This is a genomic window from Exiguobacterium sp. s124 (genome assembly GCF_018617485.1).
Taxonomy (GTDB): Bacteria; Bacillota; Bacilli; order Exiguobacteriales; family Exiguobacteriaceae; genus Exiguobacterium; species Exiguobacterium aestuarii.
The window spans coordinates 1,883,768-1,899,054 of record NZ_JACSKH010000001.1; the positions used below are offsets into that span (position 1 = coordinate 1,883,768).

The 15,287-nt window shown below is 50.9% G+C and carries 16 protein-coding genes; 7 read left to right on the top strand and 9 right to left on the bottom strand.

Annotated features, from left to right (window positions below; all coding sequences use genetic code 11):
- The first annotated feature begins 46 nt into the window (after positions 1–46).
- From KNO85_RS09780 to KNO85_RS09790, 3 genes are read left to right on the top strand one after another with little or no spacing between them, the layout of a single operon-like run.
- Positions 47–739: an ABC transporter ATP-binding protein gene (locus tag KNO85_RS09780; protein ID WP_214789514.1), complete on the top strand. Its 693-nt coding sequence runs from the start codon at positions 47–49 to the stop codon at positions 737–739.
- Positions 732–1,904, top strand: a complete 1,173-nt coding sequence (locus KNO85_RS09785) for a hypothetical protein (RefSeq protein WP_214789516.1) — start codon at positions 732–734, stop codon at positions 1,902–1,904. Before KNO85_RS09780 ends, KNO85_RS09785 begins: the two co-directional genes overlap by 8 nt.
- A 39-nt stretch (positions 1,905–1,943) precedes the next feature.
- Positions 1,944–3,956: an FtsX-like permease family protein gene (locus tag KNO85_RS09790; protein ID WP_214789518.1), complete on the top strand. Its 2,013-nt coding sequence runs from the start codon at positions 1,944–1,946 to the stop codon at positions 3,954–3,956.
- A gap of 40 nt (positions 3,957–3,996) precedes the next feature.
- Here KNO85_RS09790 and KNO85_RS09795 read toward each other — a convergent pair whose 3' ends face one another.
- The 7 genes from KNO85_RS09795 to zapA all read right to left on the bottom strand — a co-directional run bounded on the left by KNO85_RS09795 (position 3,997) and on the right by zapA (position 9,919).
- Entirely contained in the window at positions 3,997–4,149 is a 153-nt protein-coding gene (locus tag KNO85_RS09795; RefSeq protein WP_214789521.1) for a hypothetical protein, read from the bottom strand.
- Positions 4,146–4,457: a hypothetical protein gene (locus KNO85_RS09800; protein WP_214789524.1), complete on the bottom strand. Its 312-nt coding sequence runs from the start codon at positions 4,455–4,457 to the stop codon at positions 4,146–4,148. The genes KNO85_RS09795 and KNO85_RS09800 overlap by 4 nt, the downstream gene beginning before the upstream one ends.
- Positions 4,458–4,596: 139 nt before the next feature.
- Complete coding sequence (locus KNO85_RS09805; protein ID WP_214789527.1) at positions 4,597–5,007, bottom strand: DUF350 domain-containing protein; 411 nt, start codon at positions 5,005–5,007, stop codon at positions 4,597–4,599.
- Between the two features lie 13 nt (positions 5,008–5,020).
- The gene (locus KNO85_RS09810; protein WP_214789529.1) at positions 5,021–7,375 is read right to left on the bottom strand and encodes an endonuclease MutS2; all 2,355 of its coding nucleotides are present in this window, start codon (positions 7,373–7,375) and stop codon (positions 5,021–5,023) included.
- A 15-nt stretch (positions 7,376–7,390) separates the two neighbouring features.
- Positions 7,391–9,085, bottom strand: a complete 1,695-nt coding sequence (gene polX, locus KNO85_RS09815) for a DNA polymerase/3'-5' exonuclease PolX (protein ID WP_214789531.1) — start codon at positions 9,083–9,085, stop codon at positions 7,391–7,393.
- Between the two features lie 67 nt (positions 9,086–9,152).
- Positions 9,153–9,689, bottom strand: coding sequence for a CvpA family protein (locus tag KNO85_RS09820; protein ID WP_074032727.1), 537 nt, complete (start codon positions 9,687–9,689; stop codon positions 9,153–9,155).
- Positions 9,690–9,697: 8 nt separating this feature from the next.
- On the bottom strand, positions 9,698–9,919 hold the full coding sequence (gene zapA, locus KNO85_RS09825; protein WP_015881047.1) for a cell division protein ZapA: 222 nt from the start codon (positions 9,917–9,919) through the stop codon (positions 9,698–9,700).
- 217 nt (positions 9,920–10,136) lie between these two features.
- Here zapA and KNO85_RS09830 point away from each other — a divergent pair, with 217 nt between their 5' ends.
- The 3 genes from KNO85_RS09830 (at position 10,137) to KNO85_RS09840 (ending at position 12,475) form a co-directional block, all read left to right on the top strand.
- The gene (locus tag KNO85_RS09830) at positions 10,137–11,345 is read left to right on the top strand and encodes a dicarboxylate/amino acid:cation symporter (protein ID WP_251126498.1); all 1,209 of its coding nucleotides are present in this window, start codon (positions 10,137–10,139) and stop codon (positions 11,343–11,345) included.
- Positions 11,346–11,415: 70 nt separating this feature from the next.
- On the top strand, positions 11,416–12,261 hold the full coding sequence (locus tag KNO85_RS09835; RefSeq protein WP_214789535.1) for a GNAT family N-acetyltransferase: 846 nt from the start codon (positions 11,416–11,418) through the stop codon (positions 12,259–12,261).
- Between the two features lie 43 nt (positions 12,262–12,304).
- A complete protein-coding gene (locus KNO85_RS09840) occupies positions 12,305–12,475 on the top strand; it encodes a hypothetical protein (RefSeq protein WP_214789537.1) in 171 nt (56 codons plus the stop codon).
- 34 nt (positions 12,476–12,509) lie between these two features.
- On the opposite strand, the gene KNO85_RS09845 is transcribed toward KNO85_RS09840, so the two are convergent.
- Positions 12,510–13,811 carry a murein hydrolase activator EnvC family protein gene (locus KNO85_RS09845; protein WP_214789539.1) on the bottom strand — a complete coding sequence of 434 codons (1,302 nt, stop codon included), beginning with the start codon at positions 13,809–13,811 and terminating at the stop codon, positions 12,510–12,512.
- Between the two features lie 294 nt (positions 13,812–14,105).
- Positions 14,106–14,624 (bottom strand): VanZ family protein, encoded by a 519-nt coding sequence (locus KNO85_RS09850; RefSeq protein WP_214789541.1) that lies wholly within the window; start codon positions 14,622–14,624, stop codon positions 14,106–14,108.
- A gap of 161 nt (positions 14,625–14,785) precedes the next feature.
- On the opposite strand from KNO85_RS09850, the gene KNO85_RS09855 reads away from it, so the two are divergent.
- Positions 14,786–15,259 carry a glutathione peroxidase gene (locus KNO85_RS09855; RefSeq protein WP_214789543.1) on the top strand — a complete coding sequence of 158 codons (474 nt, stop codon included), beginning with the start codon at positions 14,786–14,788 and terminating at the stop codon, positions 15,257–15,259.
- Positions 15,260–15,287: the final 28 nt, after the last annotated feature.

A 15,287-nucleotide genomic window follows, 5' to 3' on the forward strand; every position in this document is an offset into this window, starting at 1 on the left:
CTTACATATTTTCACTACATTATAGTCAAAGGAGAGATTTTACGATATGGCCTATCACTTCACATGCGAACACTTAACGAAACAGTTTGATACGGGTGACGTCAAAACGGTCGCCTTGCAAGACATCAACCTCCGCTTCGAACACGGAGACTTCATCTCCATCATCGGACCGTCGGGGTCTGGGAAATCGACGCTCCTCAGTCTGATCGGTACACTCGACCGTCCGACAGAGGGCACCTTACTCTTCAACGACGAACCAATCTCGACGCTATCTGCGAAACAACTCGCGGATTTCCGATTCGAGAACATCGGCTTCATCTTCCAACAGTTCCACTTGATCCCGACGTTGACGGCGCTTGAGAACGTCATGTCCCCGCTCTTCGGACGAAAAGTCGATTACGACGTCCACGAACGCGCGCTCGAACTGTTGAAAGAGGTCGGTCTCGCTGACAAGGTCGATTCGTTACCGTCCCAACTGTCAGGCGGTCAACAACAACGTGTCGCCGTCGCCCGTGCCCTCATTCATCGCCCCAAATGGCTCCTCGCCGATGAGCCGACGGGAAACCTCGACACGCACACGGGTGACGTCATTTTTGACCTTTTGATCCGCTTGAATCGCGAGAACGGATGTGGCGTCCTGTTCGTCACCCATGACCCAGAACTCGCCGACCGGGCCAACCGAAAAATCGAGATGCGCGACGGGCAGGTCGTCGCTATGAGCGACGTCCATCATGCTTAAGTTCATCTGGAACTCATGGTGGCGGAATAAAGAACGATTCATCCTGCTCATGGTCGGGATGCTCATCGTCAGCACCGGGCTCAGCTATCTTCTCGGGGTGACCCAGGCGAATAACGGAACGGTCGTCAACGAGCTGCAAAAACGTTGGGACTCGTCTTATCACATCGTCGTCCGTCCGGAAGGCAGCCGAAGCGTAACGGAAGATTTGAACTTGCTCGAGCCGAACTATATGAGCGGACTCGAAGGCGGGATCACGCGCGAACAATACGAGACGATCCAACAAATTGCCGACATCGATGTCGCGGCACCGATTGCCATGATCGGGTCGACGTATTCGAGCTCGTTCACCCAAACGCATACGTTTGATAAAGCAGGACTTTATCGCCTCAAGATGAACACGCTCATCGATACGGGCATTGAAAAAATCAATGACTTCCAAGACTTGAAAGCCTACTTTTGGGTCGGCTGGATGCCGAACGGCGATTCCACCCACATCGGCATCGGTCCGACCGCCCTATATGAAGAATTCCCACTCGATTACGGGAGCGACGTCATGCTCGCAGGGATCGACCCGGTCGCCGAAGCGAAGCTCGTCGGGTTAGACGATGCCGTACAAACGACAGAGTTCAGTCGTTACTTCAATGAAGAGGATGTCCCAGAGCCTTACGATGAAGAAGTCACGACAATCCCGATTTTGATGAGTACAAAAGACTACGTCGATGCCTCGATCAACTACACCATCGAAGAAGTCGATGCCGATACGAGCGACGCAGAAAAATTCATCAATACGTATTTAGAGAACGGAAAAGAGGAATACCTGGATAGCTTGAAAGGGACAAAAGTTGCCTCATACGACTTTACAGCACAACAAATGCACGACAATATCACAAAACATATTTTAGAAGGAAAGCCACAGCCACAAGACCCTCGTCTCACGATGGAATATACGTGGATTGCCGAGAAGGCGTCACCCCTCGTCTACGAGGGCGTGACGAGCCCGTTCCCGAAACGTTGGCCGTACTCGTATCAAATCAAGCCGTTCCTCGCTGAGGGTCGCGTCGCTTATGGTCAAGAAAGTATGTATCGCAAGTCCAATTTATATGCGGAAGACATCAACGATGCACCAAAAGTAAGATATAACTACATCGGATTATTCGACCCATAGAAACTGAAGCTGTCAAAAGATCCATTGACGGAACTTCCGATGGAGACGTATTTCCCGGCAAGCGCCGAATGGGTCATGAACTCGAAAGACGAGCCTGTCAACCCACCGACGACCGTCAAACCGACGAATAACCCGTATAGCTTCTTGACGAAGCCACCTTCGATGTTGACGACACTCGACGCGGCGTTCGCCATCGCCGGTGACAAGGCCATCTCGGCCATTCGCGTCAACGTGAAAGGCGTGGACGTCTTGAACGAAGAGAGTGAAGCGAAGCTCCAAGCGGTCGCCAAGGAGATCGAAGACAAGACCGGTCTCATCACGGACGTCACGCTCGGGTCGTCTCCACAATACGCCGTCACCTATCTCCCTGGTTTAAAAGGAGAAAGTTCGCTCGGTTGGATTCAGCAGCCATGGATTAAAATCGGGTCGTCGATCACGATCTTCCAAGAAGCGAAACTCGGCTTCTCCGGCGTCGTCGCGAGCGTCATCCTCGTCGCGATGTTGTATGTGTTCAGCTCGAACATCATCATGTTGTACGCACGGAAGAAAGAGTTCGCCATCCTCTTGTCGCTCGGTTGGCGTCCGAGTCAGCTGTCGAAACTGTTATTTTTAGAAGCCACGATCCTCGGGTCGATGGTCGCGCTCATCTCGTGGATGATTCTCGGAACGTTCCTTTGGACAGCTGCCGGCTCGACTTCGATTACCCGTATCCTATTAATTGGCCTAGCTGGTCTCTTAATTTACTGGCTCGGGACACTCATCCCGATTCGACTCGTCCGTCGCATCAAGCCATATGAGACGATACAGTCCGGTGAAGTCTCAAAAGGACGCCGTCTCGGCCGCTCACGCTCGAGCGTCGGCATGAGCTTGAACCAGCTCGTGACGTATTGGCCACGAACGTTGTTGTCGATTCTCGCCATCGCTTTACCGACGAGTCTGTTCGGCTTCTTCTTGTTCGTCACGTTCCGCCTCCAAGGCGTCTTGTATACGACGTGGATCGGGGAGTTCGTGGCACTTGAAGTCGGGACGATGCATTACGTCGCCATGGGTGTCGCCTTACTGATTGCGATGCTCACAACGACCGAGATCATGTGGCAAAACGTCTCCGAACGAAAACCACAACTCGCCGTCTTGAAAGCGCTCGGTTGGCAGAATACGTCCATCCGTCGTCTCGTCTTGACAGAAGGTGCGTTGACCGGATTCTTCGCCGGACTACTCGGTGTGACGTTCACCATCATCATCGTCACGATCATGTATCAACAGTTCCCGACGTCAGAGCTACCATTCTTGTTTGCGACCATTCTCATCCCGGTCGTGACAGGTGTCTTAGGTGCATTGCTTCCTGCTGAGCGTGCGGTCCGTATCACGCCGGCTGAAGCGATTGGTGGGCATGTCATCAACCAAAAGCAAGTCGAGAAACGCTTCCGCTTCGTCCTCGGGACGACGGCGACGGCACTCGTCGTTGGAATCATCAGCTTGTTCGTCTTCACGTCACCAGAAGTCAAGCCGGTCACAGAAGAAGCAAAAGCGACACCAACCCCGACCGCACAGACGACGGGTGCAAAACAGGCTGATTTAAAAACAGATAAACCGAAAGAAGCTAAGGCTACCACACCAAAAGAAGATGACCTTCAAAAAATCATGGACCTTGGCACGTTCCAAACGTTTATCGGTGACCCGCGATTGAAGAAACGTGAATTCCAAGTGGGTGAACCCGTTTACGCCTCTCCGGACGGAACCGAGCCGGAAGACGGAAAACGATTCGTCAGCCTACCGATTACCTTGTATGACAAAGATAAGGGCTATGGTGGCTATGCGGACTATCGTCCGAACGGATTCCGCATGTACACGTCAGATGGCACAAAGTACAGTCCGGTCGACATGGTCAACCACAATAAGAAAGCGTTCCAAGGCGGCTTCCGTTACAAGCCAGGCGAGAAGTCCGAAATTGATTTAGTCTTCCTCGTTCCAGAGAATGAGAAGACACTCGTCTTGTTCGCTTCGAGTGATGCCATGCCGAAAACCTATACCGTCAAAATTGATGTCCCATAAACGAAACAACGTCGCCCCGGAGTCGAGGCGACGTTGTTTTTTATTCGGCTTTTTCCACGATTTCGACACGTACTCCCGTGTCCCCGACTTTTCCTAAGTCTTCTACGGTCGGGTCCTCATACGCCAGGACATGAAACTCTTGCTCGATTGTACGAATGACGTAATGGGAAAGTGTCCCCCGCTCGCTGTTCACTCGATTCGTTCCCCACTCTTCATGTACGTATGACATAAACGGGACGTCGTCAGCTTTACGATCGGGTGGTCGTTCCATAATCCTTCTTCCTTCAGACCGTGTTCTTCAAGCGTCCCCAGAAAGAGAGCGTACTGTTCGAAACGAATCCGGATGCGGTCACGCTCAGCGTTCCATGTGAGGAGCATCGTCGGGTCCGATGCCCCGAAGAACGTCCACTCGAGCGGATAATACGCTTCATTTTTCATTTGAAAGGATTCCGTATCGAGTACGTAATCCGTTGTCGTCATGAGATCATGTAGGTTAATCATTTATTCGCCCCCTCATCAAAAAGCGATGCCTCACGACATCGCTTTCTCTCAATAAAAGATATACCACAGTGCCGCTGCCACTAAGAACAGCCCGGCCCCGATGAACAAGATTTTTGCCAATCGTTCATATACCATGTCTTCACCTCACCAATGCCGCGCCGACGACGAGGGAGACCCCGATCGACAGCAAGAATGCCAACAACCCGACGGCGATATTTCCTTTTTGAATCTCGTCGTTCACCTTCAGCGTCGGTGTCAAAAATTCAAACAACCAATAGGTCGCGAGAAGCAACATGAAGCCGAATCCCCCACCGACAAAGATGTCGATCGTGCTCTCATGGTAGCTCTCGACGACACGGAAGATGTTGGCGAGACCGACAATCTTCCCACCTGTCGCCAAGGCGACGGCGATATTCCCTTTTTGAATCTCGCGCCAGTTGCTGTATGGCGTCGTCACCTCGAAGATGGCGAGACCGACAATAATCATCAGCCCTGCCATCGAATAGAGGCCGAACGACTCTAGCATAATCGCAAACGTTAACGTGCCCATTCCCCGACTCCCTTTATTTTAGTTCGACGACCGTGACACCGAGTCCACCTTCACCCATTCCACCTGGGCGTTGACTCTTCACGTGACGATGTCCTTTTAAAAATTCCTGTGTCGCTTGACGCATCGCCCCGGTACCTAGACCGTGGATGATGCGGACGTTGTCGTAGCCCGACACGAGTGCTTCATCGATATACTTATCCAGACGCATGAGCCCCTCTTCGACTCGGACGCCGCGAAGGTCGAGTTCAGACTTCGTCGAACTCTGACGCTTGAGCGAGCTTCCTTTCGACTGAAGCGGCTTCTCTTTTGATGGACCGATCTTCTGAAGGTCGTCCGCTTTGACGTTCACTTTCATGATGCCGACTTGGACGTTGTACTCGTTGTCGTTGATTTGTTTCACGATGTAGCCTTTTTGGTTGAACGTCGTCACTTTCACTTCTTCGCCTTTACTGAACGTACGTTTCTGCTGGGCTTTTTGTTTCACTTTTTGGATCTTTTTCTCTTGAAGCGTCGGTTTTGCCGACTCGAGCTCTTTCTTCGCCGCGATAATCTCATGCTCTTTGACAATGCCCTGCTCCCGGAGTTTCTTCAAGCGGTCGATGACCTCGTTCGCCTGACGCTTCGCCTGTTCGACGGCCTTCTCGGCTTTCGCCTCCGCCGCACTATACAAGTTGTCGCGCTCGCGCTCAAATTCGGTCATCTTCGCTTCGAACTCGGCCTGCTCCTCTTCAAAGTCATGACGTTTGACGATGAGCTCTTGCTCGAGCTGTTCGGCGCGTTGTTTCGCCGCTTCGAGTTCGTTGATCATCGACTCGACCGATTCAGCGTCACTACCGACGTGGCTCCGTGCCTTGTCGATGACTTGCTCGGACAGTCCGAGGCGACGGCTGATCTCAAAGGCGTTCGAGCGACCCGGCACGCCGATCAAAAGGCGGTACGTCGGGCTGAGCGATTCGATATCAAATTCCATCGAGGCGTTCATGACGCCTTCACGGTTATAGGCGTATGCCTTCAGTTCCGAATAGTGCGTCGTCGCCGCGACACGTGCCCCGCGACGTTTCACCTCATCGAGAATCGCAATGGCGAGGGCGGCCCCTTCTTGCGGGTCCGTCCCGGCACCAAGCTCATCGAAGAGGACGAGTGACATGAAGTCGATCTTGTCGAGCATGCCGACGATATTCGTCATATGCGAGCTGAACGTCGAGAGACTCTGCTCGATCGATTGCTCATCCCCGATATCGGCATAGACCGCGTCAAACACGGAGAGTTCCGTCCCGAATTCTGCTGGTACGTAAAGTCCTGACTGCACCATCAACTGAAGGAGTCCAATCGTCTTCAACGTGACGGTCTTCCCACCGGTGTTCGGTCCGGTGATGACGAGTGACGTATAGCCTTCCCCGAGCTCGACCGTGATCGGCACGACCTCATCTTTCGGGATGAACGGGTGACGGGCTTGTTTCAACTTGATCTCCCGATTGTCGTTCAACTTCGGCTCGGTCGCTTTCATCTCTTGCCCGTAGGCGACTTTCGCAAAGATGAAATCGAGTTCGGCCAATACGTCGAGGTTCGTCATGATCGCATCATGCACCCCACCGACCTCATTTGAGAGCGCACTCAAAATCCGATCGATTTCGGCGCGTTCCTTCAAGCGAACTTCTTGAATCTCGTTGTTGATCGAGACAATCGCTTGCGGCTCGATGAAGAGCGTCTGACCAGAAGCCGACTGGTCATGGACGATCCCGCCGAACGCTTGACGGTACTCTTGTTTGACCGGCACGACATAGCGGTCATTTCGAATCGTGACGATGGCGTCCGAGAGCATCTTCGCGTTATTGCGGAGGATGTTGTCAATTCGTGAACGGACGCTGCCTTCAAAACTTCGGAGCTGTGTCCGAAGTCCCCGAAGTTGTGCGCTCGCCGAATCTAGGACCGTCCCTTGGTCATCGATCGCATGACGAATCGACTGTTCGACTTCGATGAGCTTCGTCAACTTGTCCACATACTCATCAAGACGTGGAATCCGAAGCTCTTCATTGTCCTCGTGAAGCTTCTCAAAGAAGTTCTTCACTTGTCGCCCGCCGTACATGACAGCCGCGACAGCGAGAAGTTCACTCGTCGAGAGGACCGAGCCAATCGCGGCCCGCTTCACTTCAGCACGGACGTCCGTTAGTCCGCCGAGCGGGAGACGGTCACGGAGACGCACGACTTCGGTCGCCTCTTTCGTCACGTTCAAATTCGAGAGCACTCGGTCGTACGAGTAGTCCGGTTGCATCTTGAGCGCCAAATCTTTCCCGAGTGAGCTCGCCGCGTGTCCGGCAAGCTGTTGGCGCAATTTTTCATATTCTAATACGCGTAACGCGTGGTCCATCTAGCATGTTCCTTTCTATCGCTTCGCCGCGAAGAATGCCTTGGCGTCTTCAAACGAGAAGCAGTTAATGATATCCGTTGGTTCGAGATAGGCTTTCCGTGCGTGTAACACACCGAGCGCCATATCTTCCATCATATCTGGGTGGTGCGTATCGGTGTTGATCATCACTTTGACGCCTGCTGCCTTCGCTTTCTTCAGCGTCGATGCCGTCAAATCGAGACGGTTCGGGTTGGCGTTCAACTCGAGCGCCGTCCCCGTCTCTTTCGCGAGCGCGATCAACTTGTCCTCGTCAATCGGATAGCCGTCGCGGCGACCGATGAGTCGTCCCGTCGGATGCGCAATCACGTTGACGTATGGCGAACGGCAGGCGTTCTCGAGACGTGCCATGATTTCGTCGACGGATTGGTCCATCTTCGAATGGATCGAGGCGACGACATAGTCGAGCGTCTCTAAAAATTCTGGCTCATAGTCGAGCGTCCCGTCAGGACGGATGTCCATCTCGACGCCACGTAACACGTTCATGTCATGTGTTTTTGCAGCTTCTCGAATCTCCTCACCTTGTGCCTCGAGTCGCTCCTCCGTCAAACCGTTGACGAACGTCAAATACTTCCCATGATCGGTGATGGCCATCCACTCATAGCCGCGCCCTTTCATCGCCACGACAATCTCGTCAACGGTCAACTTCCCGTCCGACCAGACCGTGTGCATGTGTGCGTCGGCCTTGATGTCCTCGAGCGTGACGAGTTTCGACAAATCGTGCTCGAACTCGGCATGTCCTTCCCGAAGCTCAGGTGGGATGAACGGAAGACCGTACCGTTCGAACAGTTCTTCTTCTGTTTCCGGTTGCCACAGCCCATCTGCCGTCTCAACCCCATACTCTGAGATCGACTCGCCTTTCGCTTTCGCGAGTTGGCGCATGCGGACATTGTGGTCTTTCGAACCTGTGAAATGGTGAAGCGTTGCGGCGAATGCGCCAGGCTCGACCATACGGAAGTCGACCGACACCATCTCCTCACGCTCGAGAACGAGCGATACTTTCGTCTCGCCTGCCGCGATCACTTCATTGATGAACGGCAAAGCGAGGAGTTTTTCCCGAAGCGCGATCGGCTCCTCGGTCGCGATGATGAAGTCGAGGTCTTTACACGTCTCTTCGGCTCGGCGGAAACTTCCCCCGACCGAATGACGTAAGACGAGCTCTTCCTTCTCCAACACATCGTTGATTTCCTCGACGATTGGTCGCATGACCGCATATGCGAGTCGTTCCGGACGCGACTCAAGGTTTTTTGCTGCGGCGAGTAGCTTCTCGACACTTTTCGCTCCGAATCCCGGAAGCGATGCCGCCGTCCCGTCTTCAAGCACGCGGATGAGAGATTCTAAGTCGACGACGCCGACTTCACGAAGTTTGGCGAGTTTCTTCCCTCCGAGTCCTTGAATCTTCAAGAGCTTCATCAATCCGAATGGGATCTCTTCTTGCAGCGCTTCGAGCACTTCGCTACGTCCCGTATCGCGATACTCCTCGAGGACTGCTGCCGTCCCCTTCCCGATGCCTGCGATGGACGTCAAGTCGTCGATGTTCTCGAGCTCGAGATCCGTATTCTCTAATGCCGTCGCGGCCTTGCGGAATGCATTGATTTTAAACGGGTTCTCCCCTTTGATCTCCATATATTGCGCGATTTTCTCGAGCAACATCATCGCTTCTACTTTATTCATACGTTTCCCCCTCTTCACACAGAAAAGACCGAGACACAAGCACTAGCTTGCATTCCGGCCTGTCGTGTCACAACATCTTATTTGAAAACCAATCCGATAGATATGGCGTGTCTTGAATGATAAATGTCGCAAGCGACGAATTGTCGACGGCATTTTGAACGCCTGCCATCGGTACGAACGCAATTACCCAAAGGATGAAGAACGTAATGACATACGCCTCGAAGAAACCGAGGACTGCTCCAATCAATCCTTTTAATTGGCGCAAGATTGGCAAGTCCGTCAAGAAGTCGAGCATCGCCAAGATGAGATGCAAGACGAGTTTTGTGATGAGGAACAACACTACGAACCAAAAGACGTTGTAAAACGTCATCTCAATCCCTGAAAGCGAATTGAGGTCCAACACGCCGCCTGGGAGCGTTCCATCAAGCTGAGACGGATACGGGATCCAGAGCTTGAACGCTTCGGCTAAATCTTTATAGTATGTGTTGGCGACGAGAAAACTGATGATAAGCGCGACCCAATGGCCGAGCTGTAGAATCGCGCCACGACGGAAGCCGTTGACGATTCCAATAAACAAGAAAAACAGTATAAGTAGCGTAACCATGGATTGATTTATTCTCCCATATTTCGTTTAGTTTTGACGTGGTCGCTTGCGATTTGAATCGCAGCCAAGACCGCTGCCTGACGAGCATCTAAATGAGGGGATTGTTCACGAATCTCGCGGATCTTACTGTCGACCAAAAAGCCTACTTCCCTCACATGATCAGCGGGTTCTTCGCTTACGATCGTATAGTCTTGACCCGCAATGTGAATCGTTGTTCGTTGTAACTGCACGCGCACCCCTCCTTTACGTCTGTCAGAATTAATCATAACATCGTTTTTATATTAGGAAAAGGAGAAGCCCCTTCCCTTGATATGTACAACATTTTCTATTACCCTTCTATGAAGTTGTCAAACGTCTTTCTTCAGGAAAATTACAAGACATGGTGGCAACATTTCGTAAAATGTGCGAAAATATCAACTATTCAAACAAACAGAAAGGGTGATTGATTTGAAATTACGCATTGGCCTCTTAGGTCGCATCATCATCGCGATCGCTTTCGGGATTCTGCTCGGGAGCATCGTACCAGAAAGTCAGAACTGGATCGTTCGGACGTTTGTGACGTTCAACACGGTCTTCGGGCAGTTCTTAGGCTTCGCCATCCCACTGATCATTCTTGCTTTCATCATCCCAGGAATCGGGGAACTTGGTAAAGGAGCAGGAAAGTTAGTCGGACTCACAGCACTTATCGCTTACGCTTCAACAGTTGTCGCAGGAACGCTCGCATACTTTGCAACGAGCAACTTGTTCCCGCAAATTTTGACACGTTCGACAGAAGGAGCCGAAAACCCAGAAGAAGCCTTATTGAAAGGGTTCATGGAATTTGAGATTCCACCGGTATTCGGTGTCATGACCGCACTCATTTTAGCGTTCGTCATCGGGATAGGGATTGCCGCTATCGAAAGCAAGCGGTCACTCGACCTCGCCATGGATTTCCGCGATATCATCGAGCTCTTAATCAGTAAAGTCATTATTCCATTACTCCCATTCCACATCGCCGGAATTTTCATGAACATGACGTATGCTGGTCAGGTCGCTGAGATCCTCTCGGTGTTCTCGCTCGTCTTCGTCACAATCATCGTCCTTCATTTGACGATGCTCATGATTCAATATTCAATCGCAGGTGGTCTCAACAAAGAGAATCCGTTCAAGTTGCTCAAGACGATGATGCCGGCTTACTTCACAGCCATCGGGACGCAATCATCGGCTGCGACGATTCCCGTCACACTTCGCCAAGCGAAGTTGAACAACACGGACGAGGGTGTCGCCAACTTCGTCATCCCGCTCTCGGCAACGATCCACTTGTCAGGCTCGACGATCACACTCACATCGGTCGGTGTCGCACTCATGTACTTGAACGGCATGCCGATGTCATACGCGATCGTCCTCCCATTCATCCTCGCACTCGGTGTGACGATGATTGCAGCACCTGGTGTTCCAGGTGGAGCGGTTATGGCATCACTCGGATTGTTCGGCTCAATTCTTGGGTTCGACGCGACGATGCAAAGCTTGGTCATCGCACTCTACTTGGCGCAAGATAGCTTCGGGACAGCTACAAACGTCACAGGTGATGGTGCCATCGCAAAAATTATCCACTACTTTAAACACAACACGAAACTTCTCGACAACACATCGTCGAAACAAGAAGATATCGCATAAAGCAGAAATCAAAAACGGGCAAGCCATCAGGTTTGGCCGTTTTTGTCTACATTGATAAGGAGAGATACATATGGAATGGATCGAATGGAAAGACCCGAATCACTTCTCAGAACATGTCATGAGTACATTATTGAAGGAAGAGGCAAAGCACAGCCTGATGATCGGGGTATTGAATAACGTGATTCAAGGCGTTTACGAGACGTTTCATCAGTTCACTGTCGAGGAGGAAGGTGAACTTCTCGCCATCTTACAAGTGACACCACCACATCCGCTCCATTATATCGTCGTGGATTCGGAACGTGCGGTCGAACTCCCGTCCTTCATCATCCCGCACCTCCTCGAAGCAGACATCCCCTTCACCGAGGTCGTCTCAGAACGCAAACAAGCCGAACGGTTCGCGAAGGCGTGGCAAGAGGTGACGTCCGGGTCGAGCGAGCTGTTCATGTCTCAAGGGCTTTACCGACTCGACGACGTGAAAGACATCGAGATGGCGAAAGGCCACATGCGAGAAGCGACGGTCGCTGACCAAGCCCAACTCGAAGCCTGGTATAGCGCGTTTGAAGCCGAGTCGGGACTTCGCTCTTCGCCACCTGAGAAAGTCACGAAAGCCGTCCAGACGATGCTCGAAAGGAATGAAGCCGTCTTTTGGGAAGTCAACGGACAGGTCGTCTCGTGTGCGAAGCGGGCACGTCCGACTGAGAACGGCATCACCGTCTCGTTCGTCTATACGTCACCAGACTCACGTGGGCGAGGTTACGCACGCAGCCTAGTTGCAGACCTCAGCCGCCAGTTACTCGAGACGAAATCGTTCTGTGTGCTCTATACAGACCTCTTGAACCCGACGTCGAATAAAATCTATCAAGAAGTCGGTTACGAACAGATTATGGATTCTGCTTGGGTCCGACTCGCTAGATGAAACGAATCGCCTCCCCTATACTAATAGGTGGAGGCGATTTTTCATGGCTAGATTCCGTTTTATGTTTCGTGCACTCGGTGTGGCACTTCTTCTCTATATGTTGATCGTCGGTGGACAAAGCGTCCTCGATGACCCGAACATCGACACGTTATGGCTCAGTGTGATTGGTGCTGCACTCCTGACGTTTATCGCCTATATGGCAACAAAAAAGTGATCGACGCGTTCGTCGATCACTATCTTTGTGTTGATTAGAAGAATGATGCTGGGTTGACTGTGCTTCCCGCGCTCGATGAAGAGTACGAGTAACCACCACGGTGAATCTCGAAGTGAAGGTGTGACCCTGTCGAGTTCCCTGTGCTACCCATGCCACCAAGATTTTGACCTTGTGATACGCGTTGACCCGCTTTAACTGAAACTGAGCTCATGTGCGCGTATACTGTCGTCCACACTTGTCCGTTGATGACGTGTGCGATCATGACGTGGTTTCCGTATGCGCCACCCCAACCTGCACGGAGGACCGTACCAGTTTGTGCTGCATAGATTGGTGTACCGACTGGACCTGCGATATCAAGACCGTTGTGGAACGAATATCCGTTCGCACCGCTCGCTGCGCCCCATCCTTGTGAGAGGCGACCGCTTGCTGGACGTTGGAACATCCCGCCGCTCGCTGGTGCAGATGCTACAGGTGTTGATGTTGATGCGCTAGAACCACTGTTGCTTGAGCTTGCGCTTTGTTGCTTCTTAGCAGCTGCTGCTTCTGCCGCTGCGCGACGCGCTTCTTCTTCAGCACGGCGTTGTGCTTCGATTTCTGCTTGAATCGCTTGCTCTTGAGCTTTGAGCGTATCTTCCATCTCTTTTAGGCTCATGAGTTTTGATTCGAATTTCACTTTTTCAGCTTCAAGTTTCTTGATTTTCGCTGCGCGCTCTTTCATTTTTTGATCGAGCTCTTTTTGGCGTTTTTCAAGTTCTTCTTTTTGCTTCACGAGTGAATCGCGTTCTGCTTTTAATTCAGCTTGCGCTTTCGCAAGTTTTTCTTTCGTTGCTTCATATTCTTCGAAGATCTGTTGGTCGTTCTCTTGAATCGTACCAGCTGTGATCATACGTGTGATCAAGTCGCCGAAGTCTTTTGAACCGAAGATGAACTCAGCCCAGTTGACTGACGAGCCACCGTTCTTTTGCATCGTCGCCATACGGTCTTTCATGAGTTCTTCTTGTGCTTTCATTTTCGCTTCGTATTTTTTGATTTGCTCTTGAAGCTTTTGAATTTTTTCTTCAGTTGCACGGATCTCAGCTTTTTTCTGAGCGACATCGTTGATGACGTCTTGGAGTTCAGCATCTAACTTGTTGATCTCTTGTTGCTCTTTGCTGATCGCTTGCTCACGTGATTGAATCGAAGAGTTTGCTTTCGACTGTTCACTGCTATTCTTTTGTCGTTGTTCTTGTACTTTCTTCTGCTTCTCTGTAAGTGAGGCTGCATAAGTCGGTGACGTTCCGCCGATCAAGAGTGCGCCTAGAGTGACGGTTGCTGCAAATTTCTTCAAGTTACCCAATGTGCTTCCCTCCGCTGATTCCCGTGTATTTTTTATCTATAGTCGTTCAAGTATTTTCTATAAGACGAGTTGCGAAATTTCATTCGCTCTGTGACTCATTATAGCAATCTAAACCAAAAGTTATTTTACACTTATATTTCATTCGTATGACATTGACTCAATTTAGGTTTTATCGTGTAAAAAACGTGGGTATAGACAATATTTTATTTGGTTTGTTGTCACAAAATAGTTTTTAAAATAAAAAAAGCACTTTAAGAAAGCGCTTTTCAAATAATAACCTATATCATTTTTTGACTACCTTAATGCCACATAACCGGCTCGTTTCCCTCGTTTTCGTTTCGAACGAAGTAATAAGACCCCACCGATCAGCACGACTCCAGCAATCGCCCCGCTACTATCCAATAGGACATCTTGTAGTAACGGCGTCCGTTCCGGTGTCAAACTTTGATGATACTCATCAAAGATGGCGACCGTGTTGGCGAGCGTCCAAGCAAACAATAAGTTCAGACTAGCATGAAGGTTCGTTCTCGAAATCGCCTTGACGAACAATGCCCCTAGTGCGAAAAATGTGACGAAATGGGCCGCTTTTCGCATCAAGAACTCGATCAACCCGACTGTGCCTAACGCGTCGAGTGATACTTCTTTTCCTGCATAGTCAAACTCGACGTTCGCTAACGTCGGCTCGATCCAGCTCCAATTGAATCGCTCGAGTGGCGAAACGATGGACTGATCTGAGTAAGGTGTCGCACTCGAGAAGAATAATCCGATCAAAATGAGCGCTATCCATATAAATTCATTTTTTAAAAGTCGCATAACACCGTTCCTTTCTACAACGAGTTTCATTATACGGATTGTACAACACGAAATATGTAACAGCGACATCATGATTTCATAACAATTTGATTGCACACGACGCGTTCAAAGTCGTGACGCCGTTATTCTCTTGGTATACTAAAGAAAAAGGGGGAATGAACATGATCTATGATTTTCAAGCATTGGACATGAAAGGACAGCTACAACCGTTAGCTACATATAATGGCGACGTCTTACTCATCGTCAATACGGCGAGTAAGTGTGGGTTCACGCCACAGTTCGAAGGTCTCGAGTCACTTTACAACACCTATAACGGACAGGGCCTACAAATCTTAGGCTTCCCGTGCAACCAGTTCGGTCATCAAGACCCGGGCTCAAATGAAGAAATCCAAGAGTTCTGCCAACTCAACTATGGGGTGTCGTTCCCGATGTTCGCAAAAGTCGACGTGAACGGCAAGGATGCACATCCGCTCTTCACGTACCTCTCAAAAGAGGCGCCTGGACTGCTCGGTTCGAAGGCCATCAAATGGAACTTCACGAAGTTTTTAGTCGACCGTGACGGGAACGTCGTCGAACGCTTCTCGCCACAGACGACACCGGCCGAGATTGAGGATGCGGTTAAAAAGCTCATCTAACTCAAAAAGGATGGCTCCGAGAAGGAGT